At 64.4% G+C, this 17404-nt stretch carries 13 protein-coding genes; 6 read left to right on the forward strand and 7 right to left on the reverse strand.

Features of this window, described 5'->3' with window-relative positions; translation table 11 throughout:
* The first annotated feature begins 148 nt into the window (after positions 1 to 148).
* The 4 genes from H4W01_RS06675 to H4W01_RS06690 all read left to right on the forward strand — a co-directional run bounded on the left by H4W01_RS06675 (position 149) and on the right by H4W01_RS06690 (position 7312).
* On the forward strand, positions 149 to 3322 hold the full coding sequence (locus tag H4W01_RS06675; protein WP_209610387.1) for a TonB-dependent receptor: 3174 nt from the start codon (positions 149 to 151) through the stop codon (positions 3320 to 3322).
* A gap of 109 nt (positions 3323 to 3431) precedes the next feature.
* On the forward strand, positions 3432 to 4964 hold the full coding sequence (locus H4W01_RS06680) for a tryptophan halogenase family protein (RefSeq protein WP_209610388.1): 1533 nt from the start codon (positions 3432 to 3434) through the stop codon (positions 4962 to 4964).
* Between the two features lie 85 nt (positions 4965 to 5049).
* Complete coding sequence (locus H4W01_RS06685; RefSeq protein WP_010406416.1) at positions 5050 to 6327, forward strand: ROK family transcriptional regulator; 1278 nt, start codon at positions 5050 to 5052, stop codon at positions 6325 to 6327.
* An 88-nt stretch (positions 6328 to 6415) separates the two neighbouring features.
* Complete coding sequence (locus H4W01_RS06690; RefSeq protein WP_334685179.1) at positions 6416 to 7312, forward strand: ROK family protein; 897 nt, start codon at positions 6416 to 6418, stop codon at positions 7310 to 7312.
* A gap of 662 nt (positions 7313 to 7974) precedes the next feature.
* On the opposite strand, the gene H4W01_RS06695 is transcribed toward H4W01_RS06690, so the two are convergent.
* The 3 genes from H4W01_RS06695 to H4W01_RS06705 all read right to left on the reverse strand — a co-directional run bounded on the left by H4W01_RS06695 (position 7975) and on the right by H4W01_RS06705 (position 10839).
* On the reverse strand, positions 7975 to 9168 hold the full coding sequence (locus tag H4W01_RS06695; protein WP_209609414.1) for an IS91 family transposase: 1194 nt from the start codon (positions 9166 to 9168) through the stop codon (positions 7975 to 7977).
* A gap of 4 nt (positions 9169 to 9172) precedes the next feature.
* Positions 9173 to 10078 (reverse strand): tyrosine-type recombinase/integrase, encoded by a 906-nt coding sequence (locus tag H4W01_RS06700; RefSeq protein ID WP_209609416.1) that lies wholly within the window; start codon positions 10076 to 10078, stop codon positions 9173 to 9175.
* A 128-nt stretch (positions 10079 to 10206) separates the two neighbouring features.
* Positions 10207 to 10839 carry a tyrosine-type recombinase/integrase gene (locus tag H4W01_RS06705; protein WP_209610390.1) on the reverse strand — a complete coding sequence of 211 codons (633 nt, stop codon included), beginning with the start codon at positions 10837 to 10839 and terminating at the stop codon, positions 10207 to 10209.
* Positions 10840 to 11103: 264 nt separating this feature from the next.
* On the opposite strand from H4W01_RS06705, the gene H4W01_RS06710 reads away from it, so the two are divergent.
* Entirely contained in the window at positions 11104 to 11595 is a 492-nt protein-coding gene (locus H4W01_RS06710; RefSeq protein ID WP_209610391.1) for a hypothetical protein, read from the forward strand.
* Between the two features lie 185 nt (positions 11596 to 11780).
* On the opposite strand, the gene H4W01_RS06715 is transcribed toward H4W01_RS06710, so the two are convergent.
* Positions 11781 to 12515, reverse strand: coding sequence for an SDR family oxidoreductase (locus tag H4W01_RS06715; RefSeq protein ID WP_209610392.1), 735 nt, complete (start codon positions 12513 to 12515; stop codon positions 11781 to 11783).
* A 91-nt stretch (positions 12516 to 12606) separates the two neighbouring features.
* Between H4W01_RS06715 and H4W01_RS06720 the strand changes: the two genes are divergently transcribed.
* Positions 12607 to 13506 (forward strand): LysR family transcriptional regulator, encoded by a 900-nt coding sequence (locus H4W01_RS06720; RefSeq protein WP_334685180.1) that lies wholly within the window; start codon positions 12607 to 12609, stop codon positions 13504 to 13506.
* A 178-nt stretch (positions 13507 to 13684) separates the two neighbouring features.
* Here the strand turns inward: H4W01_RS06720 and H4W01_RS06725 are convergent, their stop codons facing one another.
* From H4W01_RS06725 to H4W01_RS06735, 3 genes are all read right to left on the reverse strand, one after another.
* Positions 13685 to 14302, reverse strand: coding sequence for a tyrosine-type recombinase/integrase (locus H4W01_RS06725; RefSeq protein WP_334685181.1), 618 nt, complete (start codon positions 14300 to 14302; stop codon positions 13685 to 13687).
* Between the two features lie 338 nt (positions 14303 to 14640).
* Entirely contained in the window at positions 14641 to 15630 is a 990-nt protein-coding gene (locus tag H4W01_RS06730; protein ID WP_209610394.1) for a hypothetical protein, read from the reverse strand.
* Positions 15631 to 16206: 576 nt separating this feature from the next.
* Complete coding sequence (locus H4W01_RS06735; protein WP_209609414.1) at positions 16207 to 17400, reverse strand: IS91 family transposase; 1194 nt, start codon at positions 17398 to 17400, stop codon at positions 16207 to 16209.
* Positions 17401 to 17404 lie beyond the last annotated feature (4 nt).

A 17404-nucleotide genomic window follows, 5' to 3' on the forward strand; every position in this document is an offset into this window, starting at 1 on the left:
TGGATTTGTCGCGCATCGGAGACGACGGCAAGTCGCGAACGCGGTTTTGGGGGAGGGGACAGGCACTGCCTGGACCGCACATTCTCTTCATCCCGTGGAACGTGACAAGGCCGCGGGCCGCCGACGCAGGGCTGGAGAGGATTGGGGAATGAAATTGAAATTTGGGCATAAGGCGACGTTGTTGATCGCCGTATCCGGTGCGGCCTTGCTGACCGGCACCGCCGCGTCGGCACAGCAGAGCGGAACGACGCAGGGTGTGCTCGCGACTGCGCCGGGCGCGCAGTCCGCATCGCCATCGGCTGCGACCGCTGACCAGAATAGCGCTGCGTCCGACCCCGTCGCCGCACCGGCATCCGCCGCCGACGACAGCGCCGCGACCCCGGACATCGTCGTGACCGGCATTCGCGGTGCGCAGCAGCGTGCGGTGAACCTGAAGCGCTCGGCCGGATCGGTGACCGACTCGATTTCCGCCGAGGATATCGGCAAGCTGCCCGACGTGACGATTTCGGATTCGCTCCAGCGTATCCCGGGTGTCCAGATCCGTCGCGACGCGGGCGAGGGCGCTGCGATCAACATCCGCGGCCTGCCGCAGGTGACGACGCTGCTCAACGGCGAGGCCTATCTCGGGGCGCAGTCGATCACCACGATCCAGCCGAACTTCAACGATATCCCTTCGCAGCTGTTCGCCGGCGCCGACGTCATCAAGTCGAGCACCGCGGACCTGCTCAACGCCGGCATCACCGGTACGGTAAACCTGCGCACGCGGCGTCCGATGGACCTCAAGCGCGGCCTCACGCTCGCTGCAGCGGCGGAAGGATCGTATGGCGACAAGTCGAAGGAGCTCGACAAGAGCTTCAACGGCCTGGTCGGCTATCATGGCGAGCGCTTCGGCGTGCTCGTGTCGGGCACCTATTCCAACCTGCATCTGTCGAACTCGCACAACGGCATCCAGGAAGGGTACGGCGTCGGGCTGCACAACGAGCAGTTCAACACCGCGGCCAATCCGAGCGGCGACGTCAACACGACCAACGGTTTCTCGCCGGCGAACCGGCCGCACGGGACGGTCGTCGGCACCGGTCGCGACGTGAACGGCAACGGCACGTCGAACGACATCTTCATGACCCCGCAGGCGTTCACCGCGTGGAACAAGATCAACGAGCGCGAGCGGATCGGCGTCAACGCGTCGGCGCAATGGGAAATCAGCGATCAGCTGACGCTCGTCGCCGACGCCTTCTTCACGCGCCAGAACGAACATGACCGCACCGCGGGCATCCAGCTGCAAAACGTCAACTGGCAGGCGGGCGAAGCGACCCCGGGCGCCTCGCGCAATACCGGCGCGACCATCACGCAGACCGCGAACGGCATCCCGCACAGCTACAATCTCTATTCGACCCAGGTCTACAATTACGACCTCGGCAATTTCGACTCCTATTCGCAGAACGATCACTACAAGTCGCAATCGCAGAACTACAATGCCGAGCTGAAGTACGACAATGGCAGCGGTCTGAAGGCCAGCCTGCGCGGGATCTACGGCAAGGCTTCGCAGGATTACGACCAGAGCTATCTGCAGTTCAGCGTCAGCAACGGCGCGCAGTGGCAGCCGGGCGGCATCGGTCGCTATCCGAGCGGAAACGTCGCGTTCAACCCCGGCGGGTATGCGGTCAACACGATTGCGGGCGCCGCATCGCTACCGGCGACGGTCAATTTTTCCGGCAGCCAGCCGGTCTTCACGCTGCCATCGCAGCTCACCTCGCTGCTCGGCAACATCAACAATTATGCGATGAAGACGACCTCGTCGGAAGGGAATTACCGCCGCAACGGGGATCTCAAGCTGATCCGCGGCGATGTGTCATACGAAGCCAACGAGTCGGTCAGCCTCAGCGCAGGCGCGCGCTACAGCGAACGCTCGGTGACCGATTTCGAATTCGATCGCGCCGCGCCGCTCTATGCAGGGCAGGCCTCCAAGGCGGGCGGGTGTCTCGTCAAGTGGAAGGCGTTCGACGTTCCGCTGAACGATCCGAGCTGCTCGGCGGGCCCGGTCGGCGCCGCTTACACCGCCGGCGTCGTCCGCAATGCCAACAACGCAATCTTCAACGGCCAAGTGAAGCAATACACGCTGCCGGGCGCGGGCCTGCCGGGGATCTATGTCCTCAACCCTGGCGCGATGGACAATGCTCTGGCGTTCCAGAACAGCTTCTACCCGGGCAATGTCGAGGTGCAGAACCCCGGTGCGTCGTTCAACGTCGGCGTGAAGCAGATCTCGGGCTATCTGCAGATGAACGTGAAGGGCGAGATCTTCGGGATCCCCGTGTCGGGCAACGCCGGCGCAAAGATCATCAACACCAAGCTCGACATCGTCCAGTTCGTCACGGGTTCGCCGCAGCCTTATGGTCTGGCGAACCTCAGCAACGGGATCGTCGAGACCAAGCGCAACTTCACCGATGTGCTGCCGGCGTTCAACATGGCGTTCGATTTCTCGCGCAATCTCAAGCTGCGTGTCGCGTTCAGCCAGACGATGACGCTGCTCGATCTCAACCAGTGGGGCGGGGGTCTCAACCCGACCTATGCGATCGACACCACCAATGCCGGGTCGCCGGTATTCCGCGTGACCGGCGGCAGCTCGAACGGCAACCCGCAGCTCGATCCGTGGCGTGCTACCAATGTCGAGGGTTCGCTCGAATATTATATCGGGCGGAGCAGCTTGCTGAGCCTCGGCGCCTTCTACATCGATGTCGCCAGCTTCATTCAGTCGGGCACGGTGACGCGCACTGACCTGCCCGACAATGACGGCGTCGTGCGCGGTCGCACCGTGTTCATCACGACGCCGGTGCAAGGACGTGGCGGCACGCTCAAGGGGCTCGAGGCGGGCTGGAAGCAGTCGTTCAGCGACTTGGGCTTCATGCCGCACGTGTTGTCGAACTTCGGCATCGACGCGAACATCACCTATTCGCCATCGAATTCGGGGCAGACCGATCTCGCGGGCGCGTCGATCCCGTTCCAGGACAATTCGAAGATCCAGACCAACCTCGCCGGCTTCTATCAGGACGGCCATCTCCAGGCGCGCGTCGCCTGGAACTATCGCTCAAAGCGGGCGGTGCAGTCGGATTTCAGCGGGATCAGCGGGCTCGAACTATACCAGCAGCCGACCAACTACGTCGATGCATCGCTCAGCTACGACATCAATTCGCACTTCACCTTCTACGCGCAGGGCTCGAACCTGACGGGCGAGTATGAGAAATATTACCTGACCTTCCCCGATGCGAAGGCGTACAACAACATCTACGAACGGCGTTTCACCGGCGGCGTCCGCGTCAAGTTCTGACGCTGGCACCGTACCCGACCGCCCCGACACCCGTTCGCTCCGACAGGCGCGAACGGGTGTCGGGTGCGGGCGGAACGCCTGGGCGCGGGCAGCGCTATGGGAAGATCGCATGACCGGACAGAGCGAGAGGATCCACGGCGAGCGAGCGATACGCTCGATCGTCATCGTTGGCGGCGGGACCGCGGGGTGGATGGCCGCGGCGATGCTCGCGCGCCGGCTCGAAAAGCAGCCGGTCGCGATCACGGTCGTCGAATCGAGCGCGATCGGCACCGTCGGTGTCGGCGAGGCGACCGTGCCCGGCATCCGCGATTTCTTCCGCGAGATCGGGGTGACCGAACGCGAGGTGATGGCGGCGTCGCACGGCACGGTTAAGCTCGGCATCGAGTTCGCGGATTGGAAGCGGCCGGGGCACAGCTTTTTCCATCCGTTTGGGCTGTACGGGATGCGCTCGCGCGGCGTCGCATTCCATCACTATTGGCAGAAACTGCGCGCGGCGGGCGAACCGGTCGAGCTCGCCGACTATTGCCTGGCAACCGCGATGGCGAAGCAGAACGTCTTCATGCTGCCGACCGATCGGCCGGTCCACGACCTGCTGTTCTTCGACTGGGCGGTGCATTTCGATGCCGGGCTGTTCGCCAAGTTTCTGGCGACTCGCGCCGTTTCGGATGGCGTCACGCGGGTCGACGCGACGATCAGCACCGTCCGGATCAACGCGCAGACCGGGCTGATCGACGGCGTTGACACCAATTGCGGCAAGGCGATCGACGGTGACCTGTTCATCGATTGCACGGGCTTCCGCTCGTTGCTGCTCGGGGCAGCGCTCGGCAGCGGCTATGAGGATTGGAGCAATCTACTGCCGTGCGATCGCGCGGTGGCGATGCCGTGCGAACGCGCAGGGCCGCTGACGCCGTTTACGCGCAGCACGGCCTTCGCACAGGGCTGGCAATGGCGCATTCCGCTCCAGCACCGCGTCGGCAACGGGCTGGTCTATGCCAGCCGGCATTTGTCCGACGACGAGGCGGTTGCCACGCTGCGCTCGCGGATCGAGGGGGCACCGCTAGCCGAGCCCAATCTGATCCGCTTCCGCACCGGGCATCGGCGCGACTTCTGGCGCGGGAACTGCGTCGGGCTCGGGCTGGCCGCGGGGTTCATGGAGCCGCTCGAATCGACCAGCATCACGCTGATCCAGACCGGCATCGAAAAGCTGCTCGCGCTTTTCCCGGATCGCGACTTCGACCCAGCGCTGGCGAGCGAATACAATCGCTCAACGACGCTCGAATACGAGCGGATTCGCGATTTCCTGCTGCTGCACTATTGGGCGAACGATCGGCGTGGCGAGCCGATGTGGGATCAATGTCGCGACACCGCCTTGCCCGAGGCGTTGGCCAACAAGCTCCGGCTGTTCCGTGCGCGCGGGCATCTGGTCCGGTACGAATGGGAATCGTTCCAGGATCCGAGCTGGCTTTCGATGTATGCCGGTTTCGACATCGCGGCGCGGACGTACGATCCTGCGGCCGATTATTTCTCGATTCCCGATCTGCAATCAGCGCTCGCGCGGATGCGGGAGTCGATCGGCAAGGCGGTCGCGCTGGGGGAACCGCATGATGCCTTCCTGAAGGCTTATGCTGTAGCGTCGGCATGATCGCCTGCGCAGCGCCCCTAGAGGCGCACGCAGGGGTGGGCGGGGGCTGGCGACCGCCAGGGTGCGGCGCTCGGGCAACGAGGATATGATGGTGCAGGGAGCGGACGGAATTTTGGATCTTTCGGACTTCACCCCGACGGGACCAGGCGTGACCGCGAGCGACCGCGCCGCGCGGCTCGGCACCAGCCTGTCGGGGACCAACCTCGTGCGCGCCGGCGACTATAATCAGCGCGTTGTCCTCCAGGTGATCCGCAAGAACCCCGACATCACGCGTACCGAGATTGCGGCGATGACCGGGCTGACCGCCCCGACCATCGCCAATATCACCGCCCGCCTGTTCGAGAGCGATCTGGTCGTCGAGTCGGGCCGGCGTACGGGCGGGCGCGGCCAGCCCGCTACGCGCTTGCGGATCAACCCCGACGGCTGTTTCGCGATCGGTCTCAACGTCGACCGCGATCACGTCACGCTCGTATCGCTCGATCTTGCGGGAACTGTTCGGTCACGGCTGACGCGGCAGATCGCGTTCGCGATGCCCGACGATGTCGTCGCGATCGTCCGCGAGGGGCTCGGCGAGATCCAGCGCAGCGGCGCGCTCCGCGAGGACCGCATCCTCGGCATGGGCGTCGCCGTGCCCGACGATCTCGGCCGGGTTGCCCTGCCGCACCGCCCTGCGAATTACGAGCGCTGGAGCGAGGTCGATCTGCCCGCGCTGCTCGGCGCGATCGTGCCCTTGTCGATCCATGTCGACAACGACGCCGCTGCCGCGGCGATCGGCGAGGCGCAGTTCGGCGGCGGGCTCGACCATGAAAGCTTTTTCTACATCCTCGTCAGCGCCGGCCTCGGCGGCGGTCTCGTGATCGACGGTGCATATTACCGCGGCGCCAACGCGCGCAGCGGAGAGATCGGCTTCCTTCCGCTGCACCGCTACGATCCCGGCGGGCAGGTGTTGCAGGATGTCGTCTCGCTGTCGGCGCTGTCCGCCAGGATCGAGCGCGCGGGCGTGTCGCTCGACGGGGTCGATCCGACGATCGCGTTTCCGGACGCCGCCAAGCCGTATATCGACGGATGGATCGACGATGCGACTGACGCGCTGATACCCCCGCTGACCGCGGTCAATTGCCTGATCAATCCGGCGGTGGTGTTGATTGGCGGGCGCCTGCCTGACGAGATCCTCGACCGGCTCGCGGAGGCGAGCAATCGCAAGCTGCGCGCAATGGCGCCCAACATCCCCGCGCTGGCGCCGATGGCGCGCGCTACGCTGTCGCGCGATGCCCCTGCCGTTGGGGCGGCGATCTTGCCGTTTCTCGATCGGATCCTTCCCTCGGATTCGATCCTGATCAAGAGCAAAGCGGCGATTATATAAATTGACTTTGTTTATTGGCGGGGCAGGGTTGCCCGGTGCGATATGTCGCGCCGGACAGCGCGGCGGACCCTTGGAAGGCATTTAAGTGGTGATACAGATCGGCGTCGATTTCGGCGGGACCAAGATCGAAGCGGCTGCGCTCGATGCGGCGGGGCAGTATGTCGTGCGGACCCGGATCCCCAATCCCGGCAGCTACGATGCGGCGATCCGCGACGTGCGCGATCTGATCGCTGCGGTCGAACGCGACGCCGGTGCGACGGGAACGATCGGGATCGGCACGCCGGGGTCGGTCGACCCGCGGTCGGGGCTGATGCGCAACGCAAATTCGACCTATCTTAACGGTCGCACCTTTCGCTACGACCTCGAGCAGGCGATCGGGCGCGAACTGCGCATCGCCAACGATGCCAATTGCATGGCGCTGTCCGAAGCCGTCGACGGCGCGGCGGTTGGCGCCCGCACGGCCTTTGCCGTCATCATCGGTACCGGCGTGGGCGGCGGTCTCGTGGTCGACGGGCAGATCGTCGAGGGTGCGAATGGGATCGGCGGCGAATGGGGCCATGTTCCGTTGCCGTGGATGACCGCCGAGGAATTTCCAGGCCCGGCCTGTTGGTGCGGCCAAGCCGGGTGCCTCGACATGCTGATTTCCGGGACGGGGCTTCGCAAGGATTACGCCGCGCGCGGCGGGGAGGGGCTAGATTGCCCCGCCATTGTGGCCACGGCGCGAGAGGCCGATCCGCTCGCGGTGGCGGCCCTTGATGCCTATGTCAGCCGGCTCGGACGGGCGATGGCGATGATCGTGAATATCGTCGATCCTGATGTGTTCGTGGTTGCGGGCGGCATGTCGAACGTCACCGAAATCTATCCTGCTTTGCCCGATATCGTCCGCGCGCATGTATTTGGCGGGGTGTGGGAGGGGCGCATTGTTCCGGCACAATGGGGCGATGCGTCGGGAGTGCGCGGTGCGGCGCGGCTGTGGGGACGCTGATGACCGAGACATCACGTCGAACCGGACCTTGATAGATACGGGCCAGTCCCGATAGCGTCATAATCGCCGGCACATCTTCCCCCCTTTAGAGCGGCGTTTCCAAAAGCCGATTGAGCATTCCTTGATTGATCCGGCACCTAGGGGACGCAGCAGTGGCGGACGCGTGATTGAACGAGCGCGCGCCTGAAAGGCAGAACATCCGGACGCCACTATCGTGTTGGGAAAGCTCGAGCGTTCCACGCAAACTTGGCTATAGTTTCCCGCGGACCAAACGGACAGCCTAGAGCTGAAACTGCGCCAAAAAGGGTCATGAACAGACGGCGGGTTTTGGGGAGCGGACAGGGCCTTCTCACTCTCCGATACTGTGAAGGATATCGGATGCCGGCAGGCGAACGATATCCTCCAAAGCAGGAAGCCGCGGACCACGAGCGCTTACCTATGGGGATTTCGGTTTTCGCCCTGTCGTGCGGTGGTCGCATCGGCGTGCGGGACTCGCATCGGCGGTCGGAACGTAGGGTGCAGGGGCGATGTACCGCGTAGCTGGTAACCAGGGTTGGGGCTTGAGATCGGCGCCGGCTCGGCTGGCGTTGTTGCCAGCGCGAGCGACATCGCCGCCGGAAGCACGGGACTTTCGGAGCACGGTTGGGCTGAGCCATGCCGGGTCATGGCGCGGTGGTCCCGGTCGATGCGGTGGAGTGTGGCGGTGCGCGCGGCTGGCGCCAGCGCTCGAAGGTCTCGATGATGACCATGTGCCCGCCACAGCAGGGGCATGGTGGGCGGACATCGGTCGGCTCGTCGGGCGTCTCGTTATCGAGCGGCGGCGCGACGCCGAGCAACTGGCGGGCGTGTTCGAGATGCGCCTTGCGGGTGGCGCCGGCGAGCAGGCCGTAATGGCGGATGCGGTGGAACCCGCGCGGCAGGACATGGAGCAGGAAGCGGCGGATGAACTCGTCCGTCGCCAGCGTCATCACCTGCTGCCGATCGGCACCGTCGCGGCGATAGTCTTTGTAGCGCATGGTGACGCCGGCCCCGTCGAAGGCGAGCAGCCGACTGTTCGAGATCGCGACCCGGTGGGTGTAGCGCGACAGATAGGCGAGCACTGCTTGCGGCCCAGCGAACGGCGGCTTGGCGTAGACCACCCAGTTCTTTTTGCGGATCGGAGACAGGTGGCGAAGGAACGCACGCCTATCGGCCAGCTGCGCGAGGGTGCCGTAGAACGCGAGCCGCCCCGCCGCGTGCAGCGCCATCAGCCGGGTCAGGAACAGGCGGCGGAACAGCTTGCCCAACACCTTGACCGGCAGCAGGAACGCCGGCCGTGAGGATATCCAGCGCGTGCCGTCCCGCGCGATGCCGCCGCCGGGCACGATCATGTGGACATGCGGATGGTGGGTCATCGCGGACCCCCAGGTGTGCAGCACCGCGGTGATGCCGATGCGGGCGCCGAGATGCTTCGGGTCGGCGGCGATCGTCAGCATCGTCTCGGACGCGGCCTTGAACAGCAGGTCGTAGACCAGCGCCTTGTTGTGGAACGCGATGTCAGCGACCTCGGCGGGCAGCGTGAACACGACATGGAAGTATCCGACCGGCAGCAGGTCGGCCTCGCGCTCTGCGAGCCAGGCGCGCGCGGCGGCACCCTGGCACCTGGGACAATGCCGGTTACGACAACTGTTATAGGCAACCCGCCAATGCCCGCAGTCGGTGCAGGCCTCGACGTGCCCGCCCATGACGGCGGTGCGACAATGCTCGATCGCCGACATGACCTTGAGCTGGTGCAGGCTCAGATGCCCGGCATGGGTTGCCCGGTACGCAGGCCCGGCAGCACGGAAGATGTCGGCGACCTCGAGCGAGGCGCGCACCGGTTCAACCGGCCGGTGTCTTGCCCTCCATCAGCGCCATCAGCCGATCGAGCGGACTGGTGACCGCGCGGATCGTGCGGGTGGCGACCTTGGTGTAGAGCGCGGTCGTCTCGAGCTTGCTGTGCCCGAGCAACACCTGGATCACGCGGATATCGACATCCTGTTCGAGCAGGTGGGTGGCGAAGCTGTGCCTCAGCGTGTGCGGGCTCACGCGCTTGCGGATCCCGGCCGCCTCAGCTGCCTCGCAGACGGCGCGGTGGAGCTGCCGCGTCGAGATCGGATCGGTGTAGCTGCGCCCGGGGAACAGCCAGCCGTGCGGCAGCAGGACGCTGCGCCGCTTGCCCTCGCGCCACCACAGCCGCAGCAGCTCGAGCAGTTGCGGCGACAGCATCGCGTTGCGGTCCTTGCGCCCCTTGCCCTCCTCGATCCGGATCAGCATCCGCTTGCTGTCGATATCGTCGGCCTTGAGATGCGCGACTTCCGACACGCGCAGGCCGGCGCCATAGGCAACGCCCAGCGCCGCGCGGTACTTGATGCCCGGTGCCGCCTCGAGCAGCTTGGCCACCTCATCAACGCTCAGCACGTCGGGGAGCTTCCTGGGACGACGCGCCAGCACCAGCCGCCGCGACAGATCAGGTCGCTCGAGTGTCACCTCGAACAGGAAGCGCAGCGCCGACACCGAGCCGTTGATCGAGCCTTCCCCGACACCATGCTCGCGCTGGTGAAGCTGGAAGCGGCGTACATCCTCGGCGGTCGCGGTGTCGGGCGAACGTCCGAGGAAGGCCGCGAAGGCGCGGACGTGACGGACATAGTCGTGCTGGGTCCGCGCGCGCATGGCACGCATCGCCATATCGTCGAGCATGCGCTGACGCAGCGGGGTGAAGGGTCGCTTGGTCGGTTGAGGCGTCATAGCGAAGTTCCTCTTGTTGAAGGAACTCCATCGTCCGCCACCGCTCCCGCGCGGCCAAACCTCAGCGCCGGCGCGCTACCTCACCGCCAACACCACTGCCGCGCAGCGGCTTCGTGCATTGGGTCCGCTCAGACCTCAGTGCGTTCGGCCAGTTCCAAAGCGTCCTCCACGTCAACGCGCGAGTAGCGCACCGTGCTGTCGATCTTGGCATGGCCAAGAAGGATCTGAACGGCGCGAAGGTTGCCAGTCGCCTTGTAGATGATCGATGTTTTCGTGCGCCGAAGCGAGTGCGTCCCGTAATCCTGAGCCGGAAGACCGATGCCGACCACCCACTCGTGCACGAGGCGGGCATATTGCCGCGTGCTCACATGGGCCATGTAGTCGTTTCGGCTCGGGAATACGAAGTCGTTCCGTGTCCCGCCGCGTCGCTCCAACCATGCCCGCATCGTCTTTCGTGCCGTGTCCATCAGCTCGAACTGGACCGGTCGTTTCGTCTTCTGCTGACCGACGACGGGGCGGTCACGGACGCGCCCGCCGGAAACCACATCCCCGATCCGCACCGTGACCACGTCACAGCCGCGCAGCTTGCTGTCGATGGCGAAGTCGAACAGCGCTCGGTCGCGCAGTCGTCTATGCTGGTCGAGCCAGAAGCGAATAGCCCAGACCTGTTGCTGTTTCAGCGCCCGCTTCGCGCCGATTAGCCGGCCTTCATTCCACGCACGAAGTTCGTGAAACGCGGGGTCCATCGACGAGTGACCCATCGACCATCTCCATCGGATCAACCAATCGAGCGTACCCAGGCGCGGTAAACCGACGGTTCGGAAATGTGGTTGATCGTCCGTCGGTGATGTGAACGAGCGGCAGGTTTCGGACGGCGCCTCGCAGCCGCTGAGCGGCCGAAAGTGGGTCGTCCAGCCGCCAGTTGCTTGTGCAATTAGGGCAGCACGGCTGGTTTGGCGGGGCCTCCGTATCGACGGAGCGGATGGCTGGCGCGATCAGCGAATCTATCGCATTGCGCGATTGATATGACAGGTTACTTCACAGCGGGCATCGCGCCACTGCTCGCGTTGGCGACAGCGGCGCTGGCTGCGCCGCTCGCGGTCCATACGCCTGCTCCCGGAAGCCCGGAACGCACCGCGATCGTCAAGACGCTCCACGCGGGCGACGATAGCGCGCAATCGCGTTTCACCTTCCGAGCGTTTCGGGTCCTTTCGGCGGGCCCGGGTGCGATTGCCTATGTTCGCGGCGCAGGGCCGGTCGGCACCTTCCAGGCCATCCTAAAGCGCGACGGCCGGGCTGGATGGCGCAAAATATGGGGCGAAGGCGATGGCGGCAGCAGCAGCTGCGAAGTCGGCGCGCGGCATTATGCCCGGGCCTTGCAACTTCTGCGTACCTACACGGCCAACCCCGATACGATCTTTCCGGGCATCGTGGCGCGGACCGGGGAATTGCGACGCATGGCGAAAGCGAGGCCCGACGTGCAATGCGTCGGTGATTTAGACGGCGGCCCCAGCTGATCGCGGGACATTGGCCCTGTTTAGCCCAACTTACTCATGTTGCCGGCGTGGGGATCTGCTATCAGGAACAACGCGTTAGGAACCCGTACCAGCCTTGGCTTGGAGGCAGGGCACGCAAGAAAAACGAGCGCCCCCTGTCGGCCACGAAACGAGCGCCCGTAGCTGCGGAAGCGCCTGAAACCTGATCAGACGAAACCGCCATTGGCGCGGATCGTCTGACCATTGACCCAGCCACCATCGGGGCTGGCTAGAAATGCTACGACCGACGCTATGTCGTCCGGCTGGCCAAGCCGCTTCAGCGGATTGGCGTCGATCATCGATTGCACCACGGCCTCCGACTTGCCGTTCATGAACAAGGCCGTTGCCGTCGGCCCAGGCGCGACCGCGTTCACGGTAATGCCACGCATGCCCAGTTCCTTGGCGAGAATACTCGTCATGGCCTCGACCGCAGCCTTCGTCGCGGTGTAGACGCCGTACCGGGGAAGTAGCGCGCCGACGACGCTGGTCGAGAAGCTGATGATCCGACCTCCATCGCGCAAGCGACGCGCACCTTCTCGCATCCCGCGGAAGACGCCAGCGATATTGACGGCAAGCTGGTGATCGAAATCGGCGTCGCTGACGTCGGCAATCGGCGCGAAGATGGCCACACCCGCATTGTTGACCAGGATATCGAGCCCGCCGAATATGCGTTCCGCAGCGTCGAACAGCGATGGTATCCCGCCCGGCGTGCTGACATCTGCCTGTACCGCGATCGCTTCGCCGCCTGACGCGGCGATCTCGGTCACAACGTCCTGAGCATCCTCGTGACCGCGCGCGTAGTTTACGATCACGGCCATGCCGTCGGCCGCAAGGCGCTTCGCGATGGCAGCGCCGATGCCCTTCGATCCCCCGGTAACCAGTGCAACTTTACGTTCCGTCATGATCGGTCTCCTTCTGAGACGGGTATGTAGACGGTCGTGTGGCCGGGATAATCGGTCAGGTCTTGCCAAGTCCATTCGGATATGGCGAACAATGGACATGGATCGCCTCGAAGCCATGCGGCTGCTCGTACGGGTCGTCGAACGTCGCAGCTTCACGGCGGCGGCAACCGATCTCAATATGTCGCGCTCGACTGCGACGGAGGGCATCAAGCAGCTGGAAGCCCAGTTGGGCGTGCGCCTGCTGGAACGCACGACACGGATCGTGACCCCGACGCTCGATGGCGACGCCTATTATCGTCGCTGCATCGCGATCCTGGCCGATATCGAAGAGGCGGAGGGCGCGTTTCAGGATGCCGAGCCGCGTGGGCTGCTTCGGATCGACGTCCATGCGATGATCGCGCGGCGGTTCTTGATCCCGCACATTCCCGCGTTCCTTGACCGTTACCCGCGGATCGATCTTCATATCGGCGAAGGGGATCGCCTCGTCGATCTCGTGCGCGAAGGCGTGGATTGCGTCATCCGTGCAGGCGAGTCAACTGAAAGCGGCTTGATCATGCGTCGTGTTGCCACGCTGAACGAGATGACGTGCGCGAGTCCGGCATATCTCGCGCGCCACGGCGTCCCAGCGACACCCGCCGATCTCCAAGGTCATCGGATGATCGGCTATCTGTCATCGCGAACCGGCGAGATCATCCCCCTGGAATTTACGGTCGAGGGCCGGCTCGACTACGTCACCTTGCCGAGCCGCGTTACGGTCGGCGGTGCCGATGCGATGGGGGAGCTTGCCCGGCTGGGCATGGGGCTTATCCAGGCCCCGCGTTATCGCTTCGTCGACGATTTTGCTGCTGGCACGTTGACCGAGGTGCTGGCCGACTATCCACCTTCGCCGACGCCGCTCGTGGCGCTCTATCCGCAGAACCGACAGCTCTCACCGCGTGTCCGGGTTTTTCTTGATTGGGCTATAGGCATTTTCGCATCGGTCGATCTTTAAGAATAGGTGCCACCACGGTTCTGCGCGGTATCCGATGTCGCGATTGATCGGCGCCAATTAACACGAATGGACGGCAAGCTGTTGGAGGCTATATGCGCCCTGTTTAAGTGCAAATGCTAACGAGTGTCGGAAGTTGGGAAGCGGGGAAGGCGGCGTAAATGACCGGAACTGGGTCCGCTCAGACCTCAGTCCGTTCGGCCAGTTCTAAAGCGTCCTCCACGTCAACGCCCAAGTAGCGAACCGTGCTGTCGATCTTGGCATGACCCAGAAGGATCTGAACGGCGCGGAGGTTGCCAGTCGCCTTGTAGATAATCGATGCTTTCGTGCGCCGAAGCGAGTGCGTCCCGTAATCCTGCGGCGGAAGGCCCATACCGACCACCCACTCGTGCACTAGGCGGGCATATTGTCGCGTGCTCATGTGCGCCATGTAGTCGTTTCGGCTCGGGAAGACGAAGTCGTTCAGTGTCCCGCCGCGTCGCTCCAACCATGCCCGCATCGTCTTTCGTGCCGTGTCCATCAGCTCGAACTGGACCGGTCGTTTGGTCTTCTGCTGAACCACGATGGCGCGGTCACGGACGCGCCCGCCGGAAACTACATCCCCGATCCGCACCGTGACCACGTCACAGCCGCGCAGCTTGCTGTCGATGGCGAAGTCGAACAGCGCTCGGTCGCGCAGTCGTCTATGCTTGTCGAGCCAGAAGCGAATAGCCCAGACCTGTTGCTGTTTAAGCGCCCGCTTCGCACCGATAAGCCGGCCTTCATTCCAAGGCCGAAGTTCGTGAAACGCGGGGTCCATTGACGAGTGACCCATCGACCATCTCCATCGGGCCGGATCAGCCAATCTAGCGTACGCAGGCGCGGTAAACCGACGGTTCGGAATTGTGGTTGATCGTCCGTCGGTGATGCTGAACGAGCGGCAAGTTCGGGCGGCGCCTCGCAGGCGCTGAGCGGCCGAAAGTGGGTCGAAGCCGTCGCCTCTGTGTACAATCGCAGCTTGCAGCTCGTAGCGATTAAGGCAGCGGCCGCGGTTACCCATCGAAGCGCGATCTAGGTTGCAGACAAGACCGGCAGGCGTCGATGGGGCGGCTCCACAGATAACGCTTGCCTGAGCACCAACGGGCGTCCGAAGACGTCTTAGAGAGGCGGCCGGGTCAGGACGCCGATCCGGCGGCGGCTTGCGTCGAACATCACGGACCACCGGAAGAACGGCGCCAGTCCAAGATTCAGTGTCGTGATATCGCTGCCCGCTCGGCGCGGATAGGCGAACATTCCGCTCGCCTGATCGCGGCGACCGATCGTGACGGCGAACGAGGCGGTGCCGTCGCCGTCGCCGATCGCAATTGCCGCCGGACTGCCATTCGGCCACATTTCATCCGGTCGACCGCCTTGGACGCGAAGACCGCTCGCGCCTGTGTCCACCATAGCGGGTCCGCAAATGCGCTTGTTCGTGTCGGTTAGTACCAAGCAGCCTCTGATCTGGTTACTGTCCCCGAGCACATCGAAAAATCGGAAGCCCGCGATGTCGTCGGCATTTGGATTCAGAATAAGTTTGCCCTCGCGTTCCCCTTGCCGGGGCAGGTTTACGATCCACTGCCGGACGCCGAGCGCGATCAGCGGATTCGGCACGGCGTCGTTCCGCAAACCGGTGCCAATTATAGCGAGGAATCCCTGATCGGGATTGCCATTGCCCCCAATGCGGAAATTGGCGGCTGACAGTTTGGACGCTGGACAATCGGATTTTCGCGCGGTGCATTCAACGGTATCTACGCGCTCGATCGGAACCGCCGCGCTTGGAAGCCCCGTAATGGCGACATTGGCGGAAATTTTCTCACCGGTTAGCTCGACGCCTGAGCCGTAAGAGTAGTGGACGCTCGACCCGCGCTTCGTCGCCGCTTCGTCCGCTAGACCGGACTTCAGGACCCGCAGGCCTGTCGAGCCGGTGTCGAGTTGTGCTTCGACAGGGCGTCCATCGATAGTCAGCTGGACCGAATAGCGTCGTATACCGTCCGGCAGGACGACAGGACGGATCGGCACTTCAACCCGCGTCGAAGCGGATTGTGAGAAAGCTGGCTCGATTGGCAAAATCGGGAGCATCGCGAGGACGGCGAACGTTGATCGGAGCATTATTCGGTTCCTAGCAGCCCCCTGCCGGTAGACAGGTACCGAATATTGGTTCGAGTTTCCAAGCCACAATCGAAAAGCACGCCGGCGCTGCGACACCGATCTGGAGCTGGGTTCTGCGGTTCACTTCCATCGCTGTATCCCGCGCCCTGCAGGATCATCCAATGACAGTGCTCATGAAAGCTGATTTTGGTCATCTGTTGCGTGGGCAGCAGCGCCGGATTGGATTAACAAAGGTCCGTTTCTGGGTCGCGGCGGGCCGCAGCTGAACGTCCGCAATTGTGAAGGATATCGGATGCCGGCAGGCGAACGATATCCTCCAAAGCAGGAAGCCGCGGACCACGAGCGCTTACCTATGGGGATTTCGGTTTTCGCCCTGTCGTGCGGTGGTCGCATCGGCGTGCGGGACTCGCATCGGCGGTCGGAACGTAGGGTGCAGGGGCGATGTACCGCGTAGCTGGTAACCAGGGTTGGGGCTTGAGATCGGCGCCGGCTCGGCTGGCGTTGTTGCCAGCGCGAGCGACATCGCCGCCGGAAGCACGGGACTTTCGGAGCACGGTTGGGCTGAGCCATGCCGGGTCATGGCGCGGTGGTCCCGGTCGATGCGGTGGAGTGTGGCGGTGCGCGCGGCTGGCGCCAGCGCTCGAAGGTCTCGATGATGACCATGTGCCCGCCACAGCAGGGGCATGGTGGGCGGACATCGGTCGGCTCGTCGGGCGTCTCGTTATCGAGCGGCGGCGCGACGCCGAGCAACTGGCGGGCGTGTTCGAGATGCGCCTTGCGGGTGGCGCCGGCGAGCAGGCCGTAATGGCGGATGCGGTGGAACCCGCGCGGCAGGACATGGAGCAGGAAGCGGCGGATGAACTCGTCCGTCGCCAGCGTCATCACCTGCTGCCGATCGGCACCGTCGCGGCGATAGTCTTTGTAGCGCATGGTGACGCCGGCCCCGTCGAAGGCGAGCAGCCGACTGTTCGAGATCGCGACCCGGTGGGTGTAGCGCGACAGATAGGCGAGCACTGCTTGCGGCCCAGCGAACGGCGGCTTGGCGTAGACCACCCAGTTCTTTTTGCGGATCGGAGACAGGTGGCGAAGGAACGCACGCCTATCGGCCAGCTGCGCGAGGGTGCCGTAGAACGCGAGCCGCCCCGCCGCGTGCAGCGCCATCAGCCGGGTCAGGAACAGGCGGCGGAACAGCTTGCCCAACACCTTGACCGGCAGCAGGAACGCCGGCCGTGAGGATATCCAGCGCGTGCCGTCCCGCGCGATGCCGCCGCCGGGCACGATCATGTGGACATGCGGATGGTGGGTCATCGCGGACCCCCAGGTGTGCAGCACCGCGGTGATGCCGATGCGGGCGCCGAGATGCTTCGGGTCGGCGGCGATCGTCAGCATCGTCTCGGACGCGGCCTTGAACAGCAGGTCGTAGACCAGCGCCTTGTTGTGGAACGCGATGTCAGCGACCTCGGCGGGCAGCGTGAACACGACATGGAAGTATCCGACCGGCAGCAGGTCGGCCTCGCGCTCTGCGAGCCAGGCGCGCGCGGCGGCACCCTGGCACCTGGGACAATGCCGGTTACGACAACTGTTATAGGCAACCCGCCAATGCCCGCAGTCGGTGCAGGCCTCGACGTGCCCGCCCATGACGGCGGTGCGACAATGCTCGATCGCCGACATGACCTTGAGCTGGTGCAGGCTCAGATGCCCGGCATGGGTTGCCCGGTACGCAGGCCCGGCAGCACGGAAGATGTCGGCGACCTCGAGCGAGGCGCGCACCGGT

It is taken from the genome of Sphingomonas sp. PL20 (assembly GCF_017875905.1).
In the GTDB taxonomy this organism is placed as follows: Bacteria; Pseudomonadota; Alphaproteobacteria; order Sphingomonadales; family Sphingomonadaceae; genus Sphingomonas; species Sphingomonas echinoides.